This is a genomic window from Cognatundibacterium squillarum (assembly GCF_014652435.1).
GTDB classification, from domain to species: domain Bacteria; phylum Pseudomonadota; class Gammaproteobacteria; order Burkholderiales; family Burkholderiaceae_D; genus Undibacterium; species Undibacterium squillarum.
The window spans coordinates 67,675-89,326 of sequence record NZ_BMYU01000013.1; the positions used below are offsets into that span (position 1 = coordinate 67,675).

At 52.8% G+C, this 21,652-nt stretch carries 24 protein-coding genes; 9 read left to right on the forward strand and 15 right to left on the reverse strand.

Annotation, left to right across the window (positions count from 1 at the left end):
- The first annotated feature begins 56 nt into the window (after positions 1-56).
- The 4 genes from IE092_RS18220 to IE092_RS18235 all read left to right on the forward strand — a co-directional run bounded on the left by IE092_RS18220 (position 57) and on the right by IE092_RS18235 (position 4,316).
- Positions 57-1,340 (forward strand): HD-GYP domain-containing protein, encoded by a 1,284-nt coding sequence (locus IE092_RS18220; protein ID WP_189359054.1) that lies wholly within the window; start codon positions 57-59, stop codon positions 1,338-1,340.
- The gene (locus IE092_RS18225; RefSeq protein WP_189359056.1) at positions 1,337-2,992 is read left to right on the forward strand and encodes a biotin-independent malonate decarboxylase subunit gamma; all 1,656 of its coding nucleotides are present in this window, start codon (positions 1,337-1,339) and stop codon (positions 2,990-2,992) included. Before IE092_RS18220 ends, IE092_RS18225 begins: the two co-directional genes overlap by 4 nt.
- Position 2,993: 1 nt before the next feature.
- A complete protein-coding gene (gene mdcG, locus IE092_RS18230; RefSeq protein ID WP_189359058.1) occupies positions 2,994-3,677 on the forward strand; it encodes a malonate decarboxylase holo-[acyl-carrier-protein] synthase in 684 nt (227 codons plus the stop codon).
- Between the two features lie 225 nt (positions 3,678-3,902).
- Entirely contained in the window at positions 3,903-4,316 is a 414-nt protein-coding gene (locus IE092_RS18235; RefSeq protein WP_189359060.1) for a hypothetical protein, read from the forward strand.
- Between the two features lie 77 nt (positions 4,317-4,393).
- Here the strand turns inward: IE092_RS18235 and lipA are convergent, their stop codons facing one another.
- The 6 genes from lipA to IE092_RS18265 all read right to left on the reverse strand — a co-directional run bounded on the left by lipA (position 4,394) and on the right by IE092_RS18265 (position 8,649).
- Entirely contained in the window at positions 4,394-5,377 is a 984-nt protein-coding gene (gene lipA / locus IE092_RS18240) for a lipoyl synthase (RefSeq protein ID WP_189359062.1), read from the reverse strand.
- A 22-nt stretch (positions 5,378-5,399) separates the two neighbouring features.
- Complete coding sequence (gene lipB / locus IE092_RS18245) at positions 5,400-6,077, reverse strand: lipoyl(octanoyl) transferase LipB (RefSeq protein ID WP_189359064.1); 678 nt, start codon at positions 6,075-6,077, stop codon at positions 5,400-5,402.
- Between the two features lie 359 nt (positions 6,078-6,436).
- Positions 6,437-6,718, reverse strand: a complete 282-nt coding sequence (locus tag IE092_RS18250) for a DUF493 family protein (protein ID WP_189359066.1) — start codon at positions 6,716-6,718, stop codon at positions 6,437-6,439.
- Between the two features lie 69 nt (positions 6,719-6,787).
- On the reverse strand, positions 6,788-7,633 hold the full coding sequence (locus IE092_RS18255; RefSeq protein ID WP_189359068.1) for a D-amino acid aminotransferase: 846 nt from the start codon (positions 7,631-7,633) through the stop codon (positions 6,788-6,790).
- A 241-nt stretch (positions 7,634-7,874) separates the two neighbouring features.
- The gene (locus IE092_RS18260; RefSeq protein WP_189359070.1) at positions 7,875-8,261 is read right to left on the reverse strand and encodes a DUF6404 family protein; all 387 of its coding nucleotides are present in this window, start codon (positions 8,259-8,261) and stop codon (positions 7,875-7,877) included.
- Positions 8,262-8,295: 34 nt separating this feature from the next.
- Positions 8,296-8,649 carry a zinc ribbon domain-containing protein YjdM gene (locus tag IE092_RS18265; protein WP_189359071.1) on the reverse strand — a complete coding sequence of 118 codons (354 nt, stop codon included), beginning with the start codon at positions 8,647-8,649 and terminating at the stop codon, positions 8,296-8,298.
- Positions 8,650-8,803: 154 nt separating this feature from the next.
- Here IE092_RS18265 and IE092_RS18270 point away from each other — a divergent pair, with 154 nt between their 5' ends.
- A complete protein-coding gene (locus IE092_RS18270) occupies positions 8,804-8,956 on the forward strand; it encodes a hypothetical protein (protein ID WP_189359073.1) in 153 nt (50 codons plus the stop codon).
- Positions 8,957-9,091: 135 nt separating this feature from the next.
- Here IE092_RS18270 and IE092_RS18275 read toward each other — a convergent pair whose 3' ends face one another.
- Genes IE092_RS18275 through IE092_RS18315 form a run of 9 tightly spaced genes read right to left on the reverse strand, consistent with a single transcriptional unit; the run spans position 9,092 to position 17,823 of the window.
- On the reverse strand, positions 9,092-10,237 hold the full coding sequence (locus IE092_RS18275; RefSeq protein ID WP_189359075.1) for a D-alanyl-D-alanine carboxypeptidase family protein: 1,146 nt from the start codon (positions 10,235-10,237) through the stop codon (positions 9,092-9,094).
- Between the two features lie 36 nt (positions 10,238-10,273).
- A complete protein-coding gene (locus IE092_RS18280) occupies positions 10,274-10,906 on the reverse strand; it encodes an alpha/beta hydrolase (RefSeq protein WP_189359077.1) in 633 nt (210 codons plus the stop codon).
- 40 nt (positions 10,907-10,946) lie between these two features.
- Entirely contained in the window at positions 10,947-11,273 is a 327-nt protein-coding gene (locus tag IE092_RS18285) for a (2Fe-2S) ferredoxin domain-containing protein (protein WP_189359079.1), read from the reverse strand.
- Positions 11,274-11,309: 36 nt separating this feature from the next.
- A complete protein-coding gene (locus tag IE092_RS18290; protein WP_189359081.1) occupies positions 11,310-12,431 on the reverse strand; it encodes a VanZ family protein in 1,122 nt (373 codons plus the stop codon).
- Positions 12,432-12,438: 7 nt separating this feature from the next.
- Positions 12,439-13,065 carry an ABC-type transport auxiliary lipoprotein family protein gene (locus IE092_RS18295; RefSeq protein ID WP_189359083.1) on the reverse strand — a complete coding sequence of 209 codons (627 nt, stop codon included), beginning with the start codon at positions 13,063-13,065 and terminating at the stop codon, positions 12,439-12,441.
- A 14-nt stretch (positions 13,066-13,079) separates the two neighbouring features.
- A complete protein-coding gene (locus IE092_RS18300; protein WP_189359085.1) occupies positions 13,080-14,039 on the reverse strand; it encodes an MlaD family protein in 960 nt (319 codons plus the stop codon).
- A gap of 7 nt (positions 14,040-14,046) precedes the next feature.
- Positions 14,047-14,832 carry an ABC transporter ATP-binding protein gene (locus IE092_RS18305; RefSeq protein WP_189359087.1) on the reverse strand — a complete coding sequence of 262 codons (786 nt, stop codon included), beginning with the start codon at positions 14,830-14,832 and terminating at the stop codon, positions 14,047-14,049.
- Positions 14,832-15,956: an MlaE family ABC transporter permease gene (locus tag IE092_RS18310; protein WP_189359089.1), complete on the reverse strand. Its 1,125-nt coding sequence runs from the start codon at positions 15,954-15,956 to the stop codon at positions 14,832-14,834. Before IE092_RS18310 ends, IE092_RS18305 begins: the two co-directional genes overlap by 1 nt.
- A gap of 40 nt (positions 15,957-15,996) precedes the next feature.
- Positions 15,997-17,823: a phosphoethanolamine transferase gene (locus IE092_RS18315; protein WP_229793264.1), complete on the reverse strand. Its 1,827-nt coding sequence runs from the start codon at positions 17,821-17,823 to the stop codon at positions 15,997-15,999.
- A gap of 399 nt (positions 17,824-18,222) precedes the next feature.
- Here IE092_RS18315 and rpsL point away from each other — a divergent pair, with 399 nt between their 5' ends.
- The 4 genes from rpsL to IE092_RS18335 all read left to right on the forward strand — a co-directional run.
- Positions 18,223-18,606 (forward strand): 30S ribosomal protein S12, encoded by a 384-nt coding sequence (gene rpsL / locus IE092_RS18320; protein ID WP_189359091.1) that lies wholly within the window; start codon positions 18,223-18,225, stop codon positions 18,604-18,606.
- Positions 18,607-18,769: 163 nt separating this feature from the next.
- On the forward strand, positions 18,770-19,240 hold the full coding sequence (rpsG, locus tag IE092_RS18325; protein WP_189359093.1) for a 30S ribosomal protein S7: 471 nt from the start codon (positions 18,770-18,772) through the stop codon (positions 19,238-19,240).
- 129 nt (positions 19,241-19,369) lie between these two features.
- Complete coding sequence (gene fusA / locus IE092_RS18330; RefSeq protein ID WP_189359095.1) at positions 19,370-21,475, forward strand: elongation factor G; 2,106 nt, start codon at positions 19,370-19,372, stop codon at positions 21,473-21,475.
- 76 nt (positions 21,476-21,551) lie between these two features.
- On the forward strand, positions 21,552-21,652 hold a 101-nt coding region (locus tag IE092_RS18335; RefSeq protein ID WP_029951219.1), incomplete at its 3' end, for a GTP-binding protein.

Sequence of the window (21,652 nt, forward strand, 5' to 3'; positions counted from 1 at the left end):
CTGCACAGGTGTAGACTGTTAAAATGGGTTAACTCTGAATTTTCTCATTTTTGTCTATGTGTGCAGCACCGATTACGGTTGATGTTCCGGTGGAACGTTTGTGCGTGGGCTTGTATGTCCATCTTGACTTGCCATGGCTTGATCACTCGTTCGCCAGAAACAGTTTTAAAATTAGAACCGAAGACGATTTGCGCGCCCTGCGCAAGCTCGGTCTGAAAACCATACGCGTGAGTCCGTCACGTTCTGACTGCCGGCCATTGCCGCCGCAACCGGTGACGGAAGCAGCAGAATTGACCGAAGCGCCTGTCATTACAGCGGAAGAACAACAAAAAATTGCGGAAAAACGCGCACGTATCGAACGTCTGATTCGCGAACGGGAGGCAATTGCCAGCTGCGAAAAACAAATCGTCAAAGCGGCAAGTACGCTGAAAGACATTACACGGAATCTGTTTTCGCGTCCTAAAGAGACCGTGGAACAGGCAGATGCCCTGATTCAGCAAATGCTGGATTCGCTGCTGACGGATAAAGATATTGCAATTCATTTAATGAATGACAAAATCGCGGGCGAAGAAACCTATTACCACTCGCTGAATATCAGTGTGCTGACGATGATGCTGGGTAAGGAATTAAAGCTGCCGGTGGACGATATCAAAATGCTGGGCATGGGCAGCTTGTTTCACGATATCGGCAAAGTGGAAATTCCGGACCGTATTGTGAATAAAACATTTGAACTGACGCGCGCAGAACAAAGCCTGTTGCAGCAGCATGTAATGTATGGTCAGCAAATCGGACAGAAACTCGGCCTGGCCAAAGGTGTGATGGACATCATCACACAACACCACGAATACGCTGACGGCAGCGGCTATCCGCAGTTTTTGCGTGCCGATAAAATTGCGCCGCTGGCACGTATCGTCGCGATCACCAACACCTACGATAATCTGTGCAACCGCGCAAATCCGGCAGATTCGATGACACCGTATGAAGCGATGTCGTATATGTTTGCGCACATGCGTAAGCAATTCGATGCGCCGGCACTGAATCTGTTTATCCGCTGCATGGGCATTTATCCGCCGGGAACGGTAGTGCAGCTGAACGACGGTACGCTGGGCATGGTGATCGGTGTGAATTCCGGAAAGCCACTGCGCCCCAGCGTACTGATCTATGATGCTTCCGTGCCTAAAACGGAAGCGATTATTCTGGATCTGGAACATGATCCTGCGGTGGAAATTGTCGCCAGCCTGAAGCCGCGTCAGCTGGCGCCGGAAGTATATGACTATCTGAGTCCGCGCAAGCGTATGACCTATTTCTTCGATACAGAAAAACGAAACGCAAACCGATGAACACGCTGCCATTGTCCGCAGAGAGTCTGGCTCTTGCAAAGCTGCCAGCGGCTCTGCTGCGCTGGCTGGCGCTGTGGGATCAGCTGTGGCAATGGGAAGCCCCGCAGCAACAATGCAGTCCGCACTGGCCTGCAGCGCAGGGCAGCGCACCGGACGGCGATGGCATCTGGCTAGGCTGCACCAGTCTGGATGACAAAAAAATATGGCTGGCAGTGCAGGATGGCAAAGTCACCGGCGGTGCGATCGGCGAAGTACACGGCGCACGTTTATGTGCGCTGCTGCAGCGGGCGCTGACTGAAAAAGCCGATGCGGTGATGATCATCGCGGAATCCGGCGGTGTGCGTTTGCAGGAAGCGAATGCAGGGCTGATTGCGGTGGCTGAATGCATAGACGCTGTTCTGCGTTTACGTGCTGCGGGTATTCCGGTACTGGTGCTGATTGATCGGGGACGCGGCTGCTTTGGCGGCATGGGATTAATCGCGGCGGCAGCAACACAGGTCTGGATGACGCCTGCTGCACGCTGGGGAATGAGCGGTGCAGCGGTGATTGCGCAGGCGCACGGCAATACGGAATTTGACCCAGAAGACAAAGCGCTGCATGCACGCACCCACGGTGCGTGGCATCGCAGCCACTTGCGTGAAGCGACGCTGTTACCGGATCACGAACCGGCAACGCTGCGGCAGCAGATCGCGACATTGCTGGCACAGCCGGTCAGCGAGGCCGCTGATTTTTTCACGCTGCCGGTTTTGCAGCGGCGTCAGCGTGCATTGTCTGAACGCTGGCAGACCGGAAAATCCTTTACCGATGTGATTTCTTACTGGCAGTCGCAGGATGTTGCCTTGCCTTCTCAATGGCTGCACGAGCAGCCACGCACCGCTGTCGCCACAGAAACCGGAACAGTGCAGATCAGCACTCTGCAAAAGCGCGTGCTGGCGCAATTGTCGCTGAACGATACTGTGCAGATCAGTCCGCAGGGTGTTGTGCGCGGACAATGGCAAAGCCGCTATCGCTGGCTGGTGACAGGCACCGCGGGTGGCACAGAGTCCGGCACGGTGCTGGTGCTGGCGCAGGCAGCGGCCTGTATTCAGGCATTGCAGGAACCGGTGGACGCTGTGTTGCTACTGATCAGCACTTGCGGTCAGCGTCTGCGTTATCAGGAAGAAATGCTGAGCCTGCATCAGGCGATGCTGCATTTGTCGGCTTGTCTGTTTGCATTGCGTCAGGCGGGTAAGCCGGTACTGGCGCTGGTCTGTGATCAGGCTGCTGCCAGCGCTGTTGTTAGCGGTGGTATGCAGTGCGATGCACTGTGGGCCTTGCCGGAAGCGCAGATCCGGGTCATGTCAGCAGACGCCATCGCCCGGGTGACAGGCACAGATCTGGCTGCAGATAGTTTGCGGCCGGCGCAGACGGCACAGGCTCACTGGCAAACCGGTGCAGTACAACAACTGTGCGAGGCACCCGACCGTGCAATGCTGGATGACTGGGCTGCAGAGTTACTGCAACAACAGCGGGCAAATACATGTTTGCCGTTACCGGATCAGCGCAGTTTTCTGGGCTGGCAGCGGCAAGGCCGTACAGCCGCATATCCGGTAATGCAGGCATTGCAAGCGGCAACGCTGCACAGTCTGGCCTTACAGCCGGAGGCGGTCTGATATGGATCTTTTGTTTCAGCGCCATGATCTGGTCTGGCTGTCGACGCAGGGCTGGGAGCAAATCCGGCCGCAGATTCCGCTGACATGGCACAGCGAAAGTCTGCGCTGGCAATACAGCGACTGGCCGCTGGTGGTGACGCGCCGTGATCATCATTTGCCGGCAGAACAATTGAATCTGGGGCTGGTATTTTTGCAGCCGGATGGCAGCACACAAGCCTGCCGTGTCACGGTCTCCAGTCATCACATTACCGGCCATCAGCCTTGTCTGGCGCTGCATTCCGTCCTCAGTCATCTGCTGCCGGAATGGCAGCCGGGCTTGCAGGCTTTGCATCAGGCCGGACGCGAAGCCGGTATCACTTTCCGGGTGTATGGTCTGGCGGCCTGGCAGTTTCTGACCGGCTTGCCGTATCTGCAGCCGGATACCGAAATACGCTTACTGTTCCGTCCGCAAGATCAGGAACATCTGGTGTCCGGCCTCACCATTCTGCGCCATTTTTCCAACAGTCTGCCATTGCGCGGGGAAATCGTGTTTCCCGGTGGCGCTGCAGTTTCGTGGCGTGAGTGGCTGATTTCTGACACGATTGCAGAGAGTCTGCATAGTCAAAAGATTCTAATGAAAGCATTTCGACAGCAAAAACTGGTATCTAGATACTCGTTGCTGCAATTACTGAAGTCGGCGCAATAAACCTAATAACAGTAAGGTATTTGTAATGCCACCCGGAAATAGTGTCGTTTAAGTGGTATTGCTCGCTGGCTATATTGTGCAGATTTCGCAATTGTTTATATCGATTTAACAAGGTCTGACAATTGTGCTGATTGCAGCACTTTCTTTCTTAATACAGGTGTTTACAATGCCTGCAGTGTCGCATGTCACAGGCACTGCCGGTAACTTTGAAAGTGAGGTCTGCTGATGAATTCTCTGAGTATCGCCCTCGTTGGCGCACAATTATCTGCTTCCGCCGGCAGCACGCAGCAGACTGAATACGGTTTGCCGCTGCGCGCAGACTGGCGCGGGTTCCTGCATTATCTGGGACTGGCCAAAGGCAGCCGAATTTTGCTGACACTGGAAACACCGGAACTGACTGCAATGCTGCAAGTGGTGCTGCAGGCAGCAGGAATGCAGGTCAGAGTGTTGCCGTGGAATGAGCAGTATTTGCAACCGGGTGATGCGTGGTGCCGCGAAGTGGAGGCATATGATCCGGACTGGTGCTTTCTGACTTCGGCACTGCATCTGGAGCTGCCTTTCTCTTACTGGGGCAGAGTCTGCTGGGAGCAGGACTTACGCTGGCAGCTGGAAGAATTTTCGCTGGAGCGTGCTGCCTGAAACTGGCATGTTGCAACGCTGATCCCATATAAAAAAACCCGCCATTGGCGGGTTTTTTACTGAGCAGACAGAAAATCTTACGCTGTCACGCCGTGTGCCTGCTGATCTGCGTGGTAGCTGGAACGAACCATCGCACCGACAGCCGCATGTGCGAAGCCCATTTTGTAGGCTTCTTCTTCATACATTTTGAAGGTGTCAGGATGCACGTAGCGGCGTACTGGTAAGTGGTGGTTACTTGGCGCCAGATACTGACCGATGGTGATCATATCGACATTGTGAGCGCGCATGTCGCGCATCACTTGCAGCACTTCTTCATCGGTTTCACCCAGACCAACCATGATGCCGGATTTGGTCGGCACGTTCGGATGCTGTTCTTTGAAGCGTTTCAGCAGGCTCAGCGAATATTCGTAATCGGAACCCGGACGCGCTTCTTTGTACAGACGCGGTGCAGTTTCCAGATTGTGATTCATCACGTCCGGCGGTGCGGCGTTCAGGATTTCCAGCGCGCGGTCCATACGGCCACGGAAGTCCGGTGTCAGGATTTCGATTTGTGTGCTTGGCGACAGTTCGCGGATCTGACGGATACATTCCACAAAGTGACCGGCGCCGCCATCACGCAGATCATCACGGTCGACGGAAGTAATGACGACGTATTTGAGTTTCAGTTCGGCAATGGTGCGTGCCAGATTGCCCGGCTCGTTTTCATCCAGCGGATCAGGGCGGCCGTGACCAACGTCGCAGAACGGGCAGCGGCGGGTACATTTGTCGCCCATGATCATGAAGGTGGCCGTACCCTTACCGAAGCATTCACCGATGTTCGGGCAGGTCGCTTCTTCACACACGGTCACCAGTTTGTTGGAACGCAGAATGTCTTTGATTTCGTAGAAGCGCGTGGTTGGCGAACCGGCTTTAACGCGAATCCAGTCCGGTTTCGGCAGGCGTTCTGCCGGCACGATTTTGATCGGGATACGCGCGGTTTTGCTTGCGCCTTTTTGTTTTTCGGTCGGATCGTAAGCCGCTGCTGCGGTATCGCCAGTGCCAGGTGTTTGTTCAGTAGTCATGGTGCAAAACCCTTTTTCAGAGTCAGGTAAGGTCAGCCGGAACTGACAACAGTTCGTGTAATCGTTGTGCAAGCGCTTGCTGGACATCGGCCAGCGCAGCGGTCACGCCCAGTGTTTTCATATCGATGGTTTCCATACCGGCGTAACCGCAAGGGTTAATCCAGGTAAATGGGGCCAGATCCATATCCACATTCAGCGAAACGCCGTGATAGGTACAGCCGTTGCCGCGTACTTTGAGACCCAGCGCGGCGATTTTCGCGCCTTTGTGCGGGCCGTCGCTGAGGTAGATGCCGGGCGCGCCTTCTTTGCGCTCACCGCGAATCTGCCAGCGGGCAAGGGTGTCGATCACTGCCTGTTCGATTTTGTGCACGAATTCGCGTGCATACAGGCGGGCTTTCGGATGGCTGCGGCGTAAATCCATCATCAGGTAAATGACGACCTGACCGGGGCCGTGGTAGGTCACCTCGCCGCCGCGGTCAGTCTGCACCACAGGAATGTCATTCGGATTCAGCACGTGGCCGACATCGGCACCCAGACCCAGTGTGTACACGGGCGGATGTTCAACAATCCAGAATTCATTCGGGGTGTCTGCATCGCGGGCATCGGTAAATGCGCGCATAGCATCAAAGCTCTGCTGGTAGTCTTCCAGACCACGGTGCAGGATGCGTAACTGAGGGGAGGAGGTGAGAACGGCTTGCATAGTCTGCTAGTGTAACATTTTGCGTCGTGGCTCAGGCGGCTGCATTGCGCGTTTTTTGCGCAGGAAGCAGCGTAACCGCAGCGATCAGCGTCAAAAGCGCGGTTTTCACCAAACATTGCAGTAAAAAACCGCGTTTTTTCCAAAGCAGGCGGGTCGATTTGCCGGAGACTGCCGCACTTTGTAGCGAAAATCAGTGGGAATGCACAGGAAAATTCACTGTGAAAGCGGGTTTTCGCATGCCGGAAATACCCCGAAAAACAGATACCCCCCGGTCTTTTTCAGAAAATCGCCCTGTCGTCGGCATGAATACTGGGGCTTTTCAGATACCCCCGGGGGTATATTTGAGGCCAAAAAGCGGCTTACAGCACCACTTTGACCATAGGATGACCGGACAGCGCACGGTACAGGTTGTCCAGCTGTTCGCGGCTGGTGGCGGTCACAGTGGCGGTCAGCGACAGATAGGTGCCTTTGCTCGAGGCGCGCATATCCATTTTGCCGGCATGAAAGCCCGGATCGTGCAGCACGATCAGTTCGACGATAGTCTGGGCAAAGTTGTCATGCATGACGCCCATGATTTTGATCGGAAATTCGCTCGGATACTCGATCAGGCTGTCTTCCGGGGGGATAGGTTTGATGTCCATGATAATTCCAGTTCAGTTCAGGCCACCGCGTCCGGCTGTGGCCTGCTGGCATCACAGACTGGCGGGTGTTCAGGCGTGTTTGGCGGCCTGGTAAGCGGCGTATAACTGCTGGTAAATGGGGCCGGGTGCGCCATTTCCAATAGTCTGCGCATCCAGCCGGACCACCGGGAGAATTTCTTTGGTTGCGGAGCTGATCATCAGCTCATCTGCCGCAAAAACTTCTTCTTGCGTTATTTTACGCGATTCAAACGGAATACCGTGCTGTTCACACAGTTCCTGCAGCAAGCCGTAACGGATGCCTTCCAGAATCAGATGATCTTTCGGCGGGCCCATGATCACGCCGTTTTTTACCACCCAGACATTCGATGACGAACCTTCGGTCAGCCAGCCATCACGGAACTGTATGCTTTCGGTTACACCGGATTCTGCCGCGTGCTGCGCTGCCAGCACATTGCCGAGCAGGGAAATTGATTTGATTTCGCAATGCAGCCAGCGGCGGTCTTCCATCGTGACACAAGCGACGCCATCGGCGCGGACTTGCGCAGAAGGCAGTACCAGCGGATTGGTCATGATGAAGACGGTCGGTGTCACCTCTTTCGGAAACGCATGTGCGCGTTTGGCAACGCCGCGTGTCACTTGCAGATACACCATCTGATCATCAGAAGGATGCGCATCCATCACTTTCTGAATCAGCGCCATCCAGTTTTCTTCGGAGTGAGGATTCGGAATACCGATCGCATCCAGACTGCGGAACAGGCGCGCCATATGCTGCTTCGCGCGGAACATCTTACGGCCATACACCGGAATCACTTCGTAAATGCCGTCACCAAAAATAAAACCGCGATCCAGCACCGGAATGCGGGCTTCCGACAAAGATTGAAATTCACCGTTCAGATAAACAAGCGCGTCGTGCATAGCATTCTCACAAAAGATCAGAAAAGAACCGAAACACCGGCTGAGGGTTGACGCAACAATGCGGCACGGACAGCGGCAGGGATGAGAAGGATTCTTGCACAATTCTGCGTTGATGCTTATGCAAAGTGTGCATGCAGGAATAGGGCGAAGTTATGCGTCTGAGGGGGGGAAAGGGCTTGCACCGGAGAGAGGGCAGAATTTGCGCTCATGCCGAAACGGCATAAGCGCAAAGAAAGGCAGTTCAGTCTCGTTGCTGAATCACGGTTTGCCAGTCCGCCAGTTGCAGACGGCGTTTGCGCAGCGCGTAAATCAGCGCCATGCCGCTGCCGAACAGGATGCCTGCAAAGATGCTGGCGAAGAGTCCGGGCGCACGGATGGTTGGTGATACCAGATGAATAATCTGCATCAGCGATGACCAGACGATACCAAAGTACAGCGCGTGGCCAATTGCCAGCCGGAATGCGGGAACGAAATGCGGCGGCCTGACCATCACACCCGCCTTCCACAATAAGCGGAAAATGGCCGGTGCAGCATCCATTTCACTGACACCGTGTTGCTGCAAATACTGCAAGGCTTTCTGGTGGGTTGCCGGTAAGGCAGCCCACGGATTCTGAACATTGGTATTCATATGCAGTTTCCGTGTTGTTCGTTGCGCTGGCTGATCAGGCTTTACGTACAAATTCGGATTTCAGCTGCATTGCGCCGAAACCGTCAATCTTGCAATCGATATTGTGATCGCCGTCCACCAGACGGATATTGCGGACTTTGGTGCCGACTTTCAGCGCCGAGGATGCACCTTTGACTTTGAGGTCTTTGATCACAACCACGCTGTCACCATCTGCCAGCAGATTGCCGTTGGCATCTTTGACGATCAGTGCGCCGTCGTCCGCACTGTTTACTGCTTCCGCAGAAGGGTTCCATTCATGACCGCATTCCGGGCAGATCAGCAGTGGTGCTTGTTCATAGGTATAGGCCGACTGGCATTGCGGGCAAGGTGGGAGGGTAGCGGTGCTCATCTGAAAATTCCGTAAAAACGCTGCAAAAAAACAGCAAACGATGATTGTAACCTGCACCCTTACAGATTATTCAGAGCGACTTCGCGAAATTTAACGACATTTTGATATGAAATCAGCTATTGTTCAGAAAACAGAGCAAAAAACAGGAGGAAATATGCTAAACCGTTTGCCGTTCGCGAAAGGCGGCCGTCAGGAACACCGCAAATCGCATTTTGAAAAAGAACAGCGCCGCCATGTGCGCGCCCGCTGGATCGGTGTGGAACTGGTTCTCGCCGTACTGGTTGCTTACTGGACATTCAGCAGCTGACATCGCATGCCGTCGCTGTACGCAGCGACCCGGCCGGATAGTCCGGCCGCTTCCGGTACGCTGTTGACACCGCAGTACCGGAAACAAAAAAGGGCACGTCAGGTGCCCTTTTTATTTTGCCTGCTGATGACCGGATTATTTCATCATCATTCGGATCGAATCCCAGGCGCGGCCGAAAATACCAGCCTGATCAACCTGTTCCAGCGACTGTACCGGAAATTCCGCCACAACTTTGCCATCCAGCATCATTTTCATGGTGCCGACTTTGCTGTTCAGCGGAACCGGTGCCACCAGCGGATCTTTGCGTTCCAGTGCCGGTTTCAGATTCGCGGCCGCACCTTTCGGCAAGGTCACATACAGATCGCGGTCGAAGCCGATTTTGACCTCACGCTGCGAGCCTTTCCAGACTTCCGGCGTCGCAATTGCCTGACCTTTGCTGTACAGCTTGACGGTGTCAAAGTTCAGGTAACCCCAGTTCAGCAGTTTCAGACTTTCCTGCGCGCGCACCTGATCGCTGGCAGTACCGGTGACCACCGACAACAAACGACGCTGACCAGTACCGTTCGGACGGATCGCAGAGGAAATCAGGCAGTAACCTGCAGCTTCGGTATGGCCGGTTTTCATGCCATCGACTGTCGGATCGAGGAACAGCAGACGGTTGCGGTTAGGCTGAGTGATTTTGTTATAGGTGTAGCTCTTGGTGCTGTAATAGGTCTTGTAATACTCAGGAAAATCGGAGATCAGACGCGATGCCAGCAAAGACAGATCACGCGCTGTTGCATAGTTTTCCGGGCTTGGCAGGCCATGCGGATTACCGTAATGGCTGCTCTTCATGCCGATGCGTTGCGCTTCGCGATTCATTTGTGCCACGAACGCTTCTTCGCTGCCCGCTACGGCTTCTGCCAGCGCTACCGCCGCATCATTGCCGGACTGTACGATCAGGCCATACAGCAGTTCATTGATGGTCACCGGCTTATTCGGCTCAATAAACATTTTAGAACTGCTGGAATCCACTTTCCACGCACGGGTGGAAACATTGACGCTCTGATTCAGGTCCAGTTTCTTATCGCGCAATGCGCCGAACACCAGATAAGCCGTCATGATTTTGGTCAGCGATGCCGGCTCGATACGCAGATCCGGATCTTGTGCTGCGATGACCTGATTACTGGTCACATCCAGTAACAGCCACGATTTAGCGGCGATAGTCGGGGCAGGCAGGGTTTGCGCAACAGCGCTCACAGTGACAAGCGAAGCTGCCACAGCTGCGAGAAATTTCTTCATAGTTTCTTTATAAGTCCAGACAACAAAAAATCTGCATCAATCCCACAGGCTGGTTACTAGCTGTTTAATATGATGCAGACGACGATGGAAAAAGTGGTCCGCGCCGGGAATCACCGTGACAGGAATTTCCTGCGGGCGCAGCCAGTCAAGGACGGCGCTGAGCGGTATGGTGTCATCCAGCTCGCCGTGGATCAGTATCGTGTTTGCCGGAATTGTAGGCATATCCCATTTACCGGCAGCCGCACCGATCAGTACCAGACGGTCTGCCGGGCGGTTCTGCTCCTGCAAACGCAATTGCAGGCGGCTTTGAACAAAGGTACCGAACGAAAATCCGGCCAGCGCCAGTGGCAAATCCGGAAAGCGCAGACGCATTGCATTCAGCAGCAATTCCATATCATCGGTTTCACCAATGCCGGCATCATAACTGCCTTCTGATTGTCCGACGCCGCGGAAATTCATGCGTACTGCAGCATAACCGAGGCCGGTAAAAGTACGGGCCAGCGTCTGCGCGACTTTGTTATCCATGGTGCCGCCGTACAGCGGGTGCGGGTGTGCTACCAGCGCCAGTCCGCGCGGTGCGCCCTGCGTTTCAGGATCAGGCAGATCAATTGCGCACTGCAGTTTGCCGACTGCGCCATCGATCATCAGGTATTCAGTTTGTGCATTCATAACAAAAATTCTTTTTGCTGCAGGTATGGCAGGCTGATCATCAGGTATTCGGTAACTTCAGGCGTTCGACCACGCCGCCGCCTACCAGATCGACATCAATAATTTCATCGATATCCGACTGATCGACCCAGGTGTACCAGGTACCTTCCGGATACACCACCATCACCGGACCTTCTTCGCAGCGATCCAGACAACCGGCTTTATTGATGCGGATTTTGCCCTGTCCGTTCATATCCATTTGTTTGATGCGGCGCTTTGCATGTTCCTGCGCAGCCTGCGCACCGCGTTCTGCACAGCACGGGCGGCCGTCTTCACGCTGGTTCATACAAAAGAAAACATGTTTGCGGAAATACAGGGTATCGGACATGATGGTCCTTTCAAATCGGGGTTACGCGAAAGGCTGCTATGATACTTCATCCCGCTGCCGGATACGCGGGCGCGTCAGTACAGCCCATAATGCCAGTACCGGCCAGAACAGACTCAGTGCCGCAGCGGCGCCATTGAAGTTCAGAAATTTTCCCGGTTCCCAGCTTTGCAGCGTGACACTGAAATAGGGATTGTCCGGCAGCATATTCAGAATCAGCAGATTAATACTCAGCAACAAAAAAGTCAGACGCTGCTGCACCACCAGTGGCGCAAAAGAAAATCCGTACAGCATCAGTAAGGCAATCAGTAAACCGCCGCGCGCACCCGGTGTCAGCCAGCTGAAGGCAGCATCCTGCCCGAAGAATAAGACAGCAGCGATTGATTTGGCGGCGAGGCCGGTTGCCAGCAGTAATGTGGCAATCGCACTTTTCGGCGCGCGCTTTGTCAGTACTGATAAACAGAACATCAGAGCTGCAGTTGCGCCGCTGGCGGTAATCAGGGTTTCTGCCAGCAGATAATCGTCTGCGCTCAGGTCAATGCTATGCAGCAGCCAGACGCTGAGATCAATGTCCATTTCCAGCCAGTCGGATACATGCTGGGAAATCACAGCCAGCCAGCCGCCGAGTCCGAACAGATACGCTTGCGGTGAAATCTGTGCCAGCGGCCACAATCCGATCAGCACCAGATCGCGGCTGCTGCCAGGCAAAGCCCATTCTCTGCGTAATAGACGCAGACGGCCTTTTTCGAGTAAAGGCACCGTCAGCCAGACGCCAATCACTGCACCAATTACGCTGCCAGCGGAATTGGTCAGAAAATCCAGCAGCGAGGTGACGCGGCTCGGAAGGAAAAACTGTACCAGCTCAGCCGTCGCAGAGAGCAGCGCACCGCACAATGACGCGAAGATGAACGCTTTCCAGCGGCGCAGATGCGGATACACCGAAAACACCAGCAAAATACCCAGCGGTATGTAGCCAATCACATTGGTGATTGCATCAAATATCGTCCAGTAACGCGGCCATTGTCGGATGACATCCGGCAGAGCGTACAAGCTGTTCGCCTGCCAGCCGGTGAAAGGAAACCAGCTGGCGTACAGAATAATGGCGATATAAGCCAGCAGGCTGATGCGGGAAAACGGTGAGCTGGGAAACGGATTTTGCATGTGCAGATTACGGTGTGCTTCGTTCGCTGTGGCGGACTTGTTGCCAGACAATGTCGATCAGTTCATCAGCCGTTTTTTGTGCAGCCGCTGCGCCGCCGGCCGCGTCTCTGCCCGCCGTTTGCTGCAGGCTGAATGCCTTCACAGTTACCAGTTTTCCGGGGGACTGTATCAGTATTCTTCCGCTCAGAATGAACTGACTTTGCGTGGCGCTGCTGAAGTGCTGCGCTGCTTCATCCAGCTCAATTTGAACTACCGGCAGTGTCTGCTCACCATTGCTTCTTTGTAATACGCGGCCGCCATGCTGTGCGGTGCGTTGCTTCAGGCGCAGACTGAGCAATTCAGCAGGCGTACTGGTCCAGCGTGCATAGGCAAATGCTTTCAGTTGCTGAGGCTGATCGTACAAGCGGTACCACATGGCATTCGACTCCAGCGCACTGCTGCTGCGGATATCGTTCAGCAGAAATGACGGTGCGGCACTTCCCATCGTGTTGCTGGCAAGCGCCGGTCCCAGATCATAGGCTGCTTTGCTGATCGCTGGCTGCGTACCCTGACATGCGCTCAGCAGCATTGCAGCAGTCAGCAGTAAAGGTGTCATCAGTCTGAATTTGCGGGCAAATAATTGGTCAGTGAACATATCGGCTCGTGATCTTATGGTTTCTGTGAATTGGCAGGCGGGACAAATCCCGGTTCTCCCGGTCCGGGCAGCGGTGTGGTATTGCCGAATAACAGACTTTGCGGCCGTTCACGTAACTGATCTGCGGTTTGTCCGACCGAGCGCAGGCTGGTACGTGCATCCTGACTCAGCTGGTTCAGACGCGGCAGTGTTTCGCCCTGCAGGTTCTGATTCAGCAAATCCATTGTTTGTGAAAAACGATATAGTGGTCCGTCTTTTGCCTGCAGTTGCAGTGTCAGATTGTTCAGATTGCCACTGAGCTGGGTTGCCTGCGCAGAAAGTTGTTCCATCCCGTTCAGCGTATTCCGTGCCTGCAGGAGTACAACGGGCAATTGCTTTAATCCCGGCTCCAGCTGGGCAGGAACCTGACTCCATTGTTCTGCAGCTTTGCCCGCCATTTCCACCGTGCGCATCAGTTTCTGCTGGTTTTCCGGAGCGAGTAACTGATTTAGTCTTCGCGTCAGTTCTTCCGCCTGAGACAAAATCGCCATGCCGCGCTGTTCCAGATTTTGCAATGCTCCCGGTCGCATCGGAATACGTGTGATACCTCCGTCGCTGCCTGACAGTGCGCGACCCGCAGCAGGGTGTTTGTCGTCTTCATCGAGCTGAACAAATGCAATGCCAGTAACGCCCTGATAGCCCAGTGTGGCAAATGTTGCAGCGGTAACCGGTGTGTCAGGCATCACTTCCAGCCGGAGAATAATTTGTCCGGGCTGTGCCGGATCGAAATCAATATCTGTGACGTTGCCGACTTTAATGCCTTTATAGCGAACCGCTGCCTGTAAATTCAGACCGGAAACGGCCTGACGTGTAATGATTTCATACGGGACGCGCTGAATTTTGTCGCGTCCCAGCCAGATTGCAAGTAAGACAGCGAGTGTAATCAGAGTCACAGTAAAAACGCCTGCAATCAGCGCATGTGAGCGGTTTTCCATTTTATTCCTAGCGTTTTTCAGGGAGCGCTTCCATCGCCCGCCGGCCGCGGCCACCGAGGAAGAAACCATCAATAAAAGGATGCGGATAACGAATCACTTCTTCCGGTGTGCCGATCACCAGCACTTTCTTTTCTGCCAGCACCGCAATACGGTGCGAAAGGGCAAACAGGCTGTCAAGGTCATGAGTCACCATGATGACGGTCAGTTTGAGCTGCGCATGCAGTGACTGTATCAGTTCGACAAAGCTGTCAGAGCGATCCGGATCTAGGCCCGCTGTCGGCTCATCCAGAAACAGTAATTCAGGATCGAGTGCCAGTGCACGTGCCAGCGCCACGCGCTTGACCATGCCGCCGGAAAGATCAGAAGGCATCTTCCGCGCATGTTCGAGACCGATATTCACCATTTGCAACTTCAGGTAGACCATATCCCGGATCAGATCTTCCGGCAGTTTGCCCAGTTCCCGCAGTGGTTGTGCGACATTGTCGTAAACAGTCAGCGCCGAATACAGTGCGCCATGCTGAAACAGCATGCCTGAACGCTGGCGCAGGTAATGCAGATGGTCGCTGTCACCGCTGTGCAAATCATCACCAAAGATATGAATTTTTCCGCGTGCGGGTGTTTCCAGCCCCAGCATTTGTCGCATCAGTACGGTTTTTCCTGTACCGGAGCCACCGACCACCGACAGGATTTCGCCGCGTCTGACCTGCAATTCGAGCTGGTCATGCACAACAATGCGCCCGAACTGCGTTCTCAGGCCCTGAATATCAATCAGAATTTCGCTGTTGTGCGCCATTAGTAGCCAACCTTGCTGAAAATAATGGCGAAAATTGCATCTGCAATGATAACGAGAGTGATCGCGCTGACAACGGAACTGGTCGTTCCTTTACCGAGACTTTCTGTATTGGGTTCGATACGCAAACCGAAATGGCAGGCGATCAGTGCAATCAGAATCCCGAACGTGACACCTTTCAGCAGACCGATCCAGTAGTTCAGGATAGGAACTGCCTCTGGCAATTTATAGATGAAAAACTCAGGCGTCATTCCCAAAAGAGCTTGTGCAGAGATCATCCCGCCCGCCAGCGCCATCAGATCGGTCCAGATCACAATTAAAGGCATGGCGATCGCGAGCGCAAGTACCTTGGGCATGATCAGGCGAAAACCATGCGGAATGCCCATAACACGCATCGCATCCAGCTCTTCCGTGACCCGCATCACACCAAGCTGGGCGGTGATGGCCGAACCGGAGCGCCCCGCGACCAGAATTGCAGCCAGCATTGGTCCGAGTTCTCGGATAATACTCATGCCCAGAATGTTCACGATAAACAGATCACCACCAAAGGTTCTTAACTGCTGTGCCGACAAATAGGACAGGACGATGCCTATGAGTATCCCGACCAGCGCCGTAATACCCATTGCCTGTGCACCCATGCGGTAGATATTGGCAGATATTTCCTTCCACGGTCCGCGCAGGGGATGCCGCATAAACTGCAGTAAGTCGATTACCAGTTGTCCCAGCAGTACTGCCATATCACTGGCATGACGGAAAAAAGTAATGACGCTATTGCCAAGCTGCATGAGCGGCGTGAGTCTGGCTTTGACCGGAGGCGGGTAGTGTTCCGGATGTAACTGTGAAAGGCGCAGGAACAGTCCTTCGTGCTGCTCAGTGCACAGTATCTGGTCCGGCAGTTTCCTGCCCCAGCTGCGCCAGAGTAACTGGGCACCCAAATGATCAAGGCCAACTAACTCCCGCAAGTCCCAGATACGTCCGGGTTGCTGCCGGAGGTTATTTAATGTGCTCTGAATTTCCGCCAGACGCTGGCCTTTTGCCAGTCGGTGGGCAATCCACGCCCCTTGCAAAATAATGCGTTCGGGCGCGTCGGGGCAGCAATTCAGCGTCGGTTCAGATTCAGTCAGCATGGCCTGAGTGTAAGTCAGAGTTTCAAGTATGCCAATCGGTTCAGTGTTTTTTCTTTACCGGTTTATCACGGTTTGCAATGACTTCCCGGCAATCGCCGCGCAGGCTCGCATTGTCATAATCCGTCCATCCGTAGCTGTCTACGTACCGGATATGCGGGCGCCATGCGGCACTGACAAAACTCCGTGTCAGATTTTCATCCGGATAGCGTATTTCAGCCATATCCAGCAGCGTGTGAAACACATTTTCTGTGCTTAAGCGCACGGTTCTGTGGCGATGCAGCTGCTTAATTTTTTCCGGAAATTGCTGCGCATACAAGTCGGAATACCAGACGAAAGCTGGGATGTGAAATTCGTACTGCGTGTTGTGGCCGTGGAAGGCGAGATTACAGCTGTCGTCATACAAAGTTTGTCCGTGATCGGCAACGTACATCATCGATACCGGAATCGTAACGGTCTTTAATTGGTGAATGACCTCAGACAAAAACCAGTCGGTATAAAGTACAGAATTATCGTAGCTGTTATTCAGCGCATCTTTGTTACGTAAGTCTGTGTACGCGGGATTGCTGACGCCGAATAATGATGGCTTCCAGCGATCAAACGATGCAGGATAGCGGTGGCTGTAATTCCAGTGGTTACCCAGTGTGTGCAAAACAATCAGTTTCTTTTGAGCCGGATCGTTGAGTGCGTGTTGTAAGGGTGCGAGTAGGACCTCATCCAGGTTTGACTGATTGGTATAGCCACCGAGATTCAGAAATTGTGTCACGTCGGCTTCCTTTGCGAAGACAGACGTCGGTGTGTCAAACTGACCGAAGCTCATCTGGTTGGAAATCCAGTAGGTTTTAAAGCCTGCTTCGCGGTAAGCAGATAAAAATGACTTTTCTGCAAAGCCCGCTTGTAAGCCTTGTGCCGCCGGCTTACGCGAAACGATAATCGGTACAGACAGGCGAGTCGCTGAAACGGCGGTGATCATGTCTGTCAGCGGGACCAGATTTTCCATTGCAGAAAGATTCGGCGTCGTATCCCTCTCGTAGCCATTCAGTCCCCAGCGGTCGAAGCGTGATGACTCACCGATGACCATGATCATTAGCTGCGGCGTATTGTCAGGCAAAGAAGTGCTTGCACCGAAGCTGAACGCGCGACTTTTTTCACTGAGCTGTTCAAGGTACATTCGCTCATTCCAGAAGTCAGCACCCCGTAATATCAGACCGAAAGGCCAGCTTCGCATGGCCAGTTCTTCATCAAAAGGCGGTCGCAGCCAGTTTGGTAGCGGCCCTGCCAGTTTGGCGAGCCAGTTGCGGGCCGACTCCAGTCGGGGTTGACTGAACGCATGTGCGCTGGCGGACGCAGAAGTGCCGGAGGCAGGTTGTACCCCGATCCGGTACCCGTATAAAAAAAGGAATAAGGGAATGAATGCAAAAATCAGGGCGGGCCAGCGACTCCAGTGTCGCCATGATAACCATCCCAGTGCTTTAATCTGCCTCCACAACAGAATCCAGAAACCTGTGAGAGCTACCAGCACAGCAGCAGCCAGCCAGAGTTTGCTGCCGAGAAATTCAGCTGCTTCCCGCGGACTGGTTTCGGCGATAATGCCCAGATGGTGTGTGGAAATGCCCTGACCGTAAAATTGGCGGAGATATATTTCGACTGGTAGTAATAACACAGCTGGCAGCATGATCCAGTGCAGCCAGCGCAGCGAACCAGCCAGCGCCCACATCCCTGCCCAGCTCGTCAGAGTCAGCGCGAGCAGCATCAGCGGCTGGTCAGGAGACTGTCCTGAAAGTGAGCCGAACCAGGGAACGAGAGAGAGAAGCGTATAACAAAAGGCGACAAGCCACAGTTTTGGCGAGCGGAAATTGGAGTGTGACATCTGGCTTCAGCAAGTAACAGCGGTGCGCTCAAAGGCCGTCAATATATAGCAATTCAATACATTGCAACAGCATGCCGGCGCTGCAAAACGGGGACTGAATCTTGAATTTCCCGGCATTTTTTCTATCCTTAGAATCTATTCGTTACTGGTAACCTCCCGTGTCTGTAGGAACAAATTTCATTGACACACTTGCGAAAACCAACTTAGAATTGCGAGTTCTCGATTTTGGGTTTGTGTTTTTTCGCTTATTTCTTCCGGTTGTTTTCAGGAAAAATTGCTCAGAAAGCAGGCAACAATCGGGGGCGTCCGTGAGGTTTTCCGGATGATGAAATTTTCTGAGTGCCCGGGCAACCGTTTCCGGGCTTGTGTTTAACGTTGTATTTTGTTGGATTTAAAACGATGCCAACCATCAATCAACTGATTCGCCAGCCACGCGTTTCCGCCGTGACTAAGAGCAAATCGCCGGCGCTGGAAAACAGCCCGCAAAAACGTGGCGTATGTACACGTGTTTATACGACAACTCCTAAAAAGCCTAACTCGGCTTTGCGTAAAGTTGCCAAAGTACGTCTGACCAACGGTTTCGAAGTTATTTCGTACATCGGTGGTGAAGGCCATAACCTGCAAGAGCATAGCGTCGTGCTGATCCGCGGCGGCCGTGTAAAAGACTTGCCGGGTGTGCGTTACCATATGGTTCGCGGTGCTCTGGATACTCAAGGCGTTAAAGACCGTAAACAAGCTCGCTCCAAATACGGTGCGAAGCGTGCTAAGGCTGCTAAGAAGTAATCTCCCGCAATGGCGTCATTTAGTCGTCATTAATTAAAGTTATATTCTGTAGATTTCAGTGGTCGATCCGGAACGGGTCGAGTAAGTGACAAGCTATGATGGTTTGTCGCGAGCAGGAGCGAGTTGTTGTTCTGTGCTCAACTGAAGAATGAAAGGAATTGAAATGCCACGTCGTCGTGAAGTCCCGAAACGGGACATTCTGCCGGATCCAAAATTCGGTAATGTAGAAGTTGCGAAGTTTGTTAACGTATTGATGCTGTCTGGTAAAAAATCTGTTGCCGAAAACATCATTTACGGTGCGTTTGATCACATCCAGCAAAAAACTGGTAAAGATCCGCTGGAAGTTTTTGCTCAGGCTGTGAGCAATGCTAAACCAATCGTTGAAGTTAAATCCCGCCGCGTTGGTGGTGCTAACTACCAGGTTCCTGTAGAAGTGCGTCCAGTTCGTCGTCTGGCCCTGTCTATGCGCTGGTTGCGTGAAGCTGCTAACAAGCGCAGCGAAAAATCCATGCCTCAGCGTCTCGCAGGTGAGTTGCTCGAAGCTGCTGAAGGCCGTGGTGGTGCGATGAAGAAACGTGATGAAGTTCACCGCATGGCAGAAGCGAATAAAGCATTCTCTCATTTCCGCTTCTGATTGTAGTATGAGAGCCGGGCTGATGTGGATCAACGCATTAGCTCGTGTGTGCATGTTGAATCAAGCCGGGCGCAATTTTTGTAAAAAAGTCGCGCTCGGTTTTGTACATTAAACGAATTAGGACTAATTATGGCCCGCAAGACTCCTATTGAGCGCTACCGTAACATCGGTATCTCCGCTCACATTGATGCTGGTAAGACAACCACCACTGAACGCGTACTGTTTTACACAGGCGTAAATCACAAAATCGGTGAAGTTCATGATGGCGCGGCAACCATGGACTGGATGGAGCAAGAGCAAGAGCGTGGTATTACTATTACCTCTGCTGCTACTACCTGTCACTGGAAAGGTATGGCAAACAACTTCCCTGAGCACCGTATCAATATTATTGATACGCCGGGCCACGTTGACTTCACTATCGAAGTTGAGCGCTCTATGCGTGTTCTGGACGGTGCTTGCATGGTTTACTGTGCAGTGGGTGGTGTGCAGCCTCAGTCTGAAACTGTTTGGCGTCAGGCTAACAAATACAAAGTCCCACGTCTGGCTTTCGTGAATAAGATGGATCGTACCGGCGCAAACTTCTTCAAAGTTTACGACCAGATGCGTGCCCGTCTGAAAGCAAATCCTATCGCTATCCAAATTCCGATCGGCGCGGAAGAAAACTTCCTGGGCGTTGTTGATCTGGTCAAAATGAAAGCGATTATCTGGGACGACGCAAGTCAGGGTATGAAATTTGACTACCGTGATATCCCTGCTGAACTGGTTGATCAGGCCAACGAATGGCGTGAAAAAATGGTTGAAGCAGCAGCTGAAGCCAGTGAAGAACTGATGAACAAATACCTCGAAGAAGGTGATTTGTCTGAAGAAGAAATCAAGAAAGCTTTGCGTCAGCGTACCATCGCCTCTGAAATCGTTCCGATGATGTGCGGTACCGCGTTCAAAAACAAAGGCGTACAGGCTATGCTGGACGCGGTTATCGAATACCTGCCGTCTCCAGTGGATATTCCACCTGTTGCTGGTACGGACGAAGATGATCAGCCAGTAACACGTAAAGCTGCTGACGACGAGAAGTTCTCTGCGCTGGCGTTCAAAATTATGACGGATCCGTTCGTTGGTCAGTTGATTTTCTTCCGTGTTTATTCCGGCACTATCAACTCTGGCGACACAGTTTACAACCCGATTAAAGGCAAAAAAGAGCGCCTCGGCCGTATTCTGCAGATGCATGCTAACCAACGTGAAGAAATCAAAGAAGTTCGCGCTGGTGATATCGCTGCGGCTGTTGGTCTGAAAGATGCAACAACTGGTGAAACTCTGTGTGATCCAACTTCCATCATTACTTTGGAAAAAATGGTTTTCCCTGAGCCAGTTATTCAACAGGCTGTAGAACCAAAAACCAAAGCTGACCAGGAAAAAATGGGTCTGGCACTGAATCGTCTGGCACAGGAAGATCCTTCTTTCCGTGTTAAAACTGACGAAGAATCCGGTCAGACTATCATTGGCGGTATGGGTGAATTGCATCTGGAAATTATCGTTGATCGTATGAAACGTGAATTCAACGTTGAAGCGACAGTTGGTAAGCCTCAAGTTGCATACCGTGAAACTATCCGTAAAACTTGCGAAGAAGTTGAAGGTAAGTTTGTTAAGCAGTCTGGTGGTCGTGGTCAGTACGGTCACGTTGTTCTGAAGATCGAGCCACAAGAGCCGGGTAAAGGTTTTGAATTCGTTGACGCGATCAAAGGCGGTACTGTTCCTCGTGAATACATCCCTGCGGTAGAGAAAGGTGTTATCGAGACATTGAGTACGGGTGTGCTGGCAGGCTACCCAGTGGTAGACGTTAAAGTTACGCTGTTCTTCGGCTCTTACCACGATGTTGACTCCAACGAAAACGCATTCCGTATGGCAGCTTCGATGGCGTTCAAAGATGGTTGCCGTAAAGCGTCTCCAGTTATTCTGGAGCCAATGATGGCAGTTGAAGTTGAAACTCCTGAAGATTATGCCGGTACTGTAATGGGTGACTTGTCTTCCCGTCGTGGTATGGTTCAGGGTATGGATGAGATCCCTGGTGGTGGTGGTAAGATCATTAAAGCTGAAGTGCCGCTGTCCGAAATGTTTGGTTATTCCACATCGCTGCGTTCCGCAACCCAGGGTCGCGCAACGTACACAATGGAATTCAAGCATTACTCTGAAGCACCTAAGAATGTGATCGACGCAATCGTCACAGCAAAAGCGAAGTAATCTGTTTCTTGAGATCCCCGGCGGTATGCCGGGGTTATTAAGTTTTTAAAATTGTTCTTTCGAAGGAAAATTCAAAATGGCAAAAGGTAAGTTTGAACGTACCAAGCCGCACGTGAACGTCGGTACAATTGGTCACGTTGACCACGGTAAAACTACTCTGACAGCAGCGATCGCAAC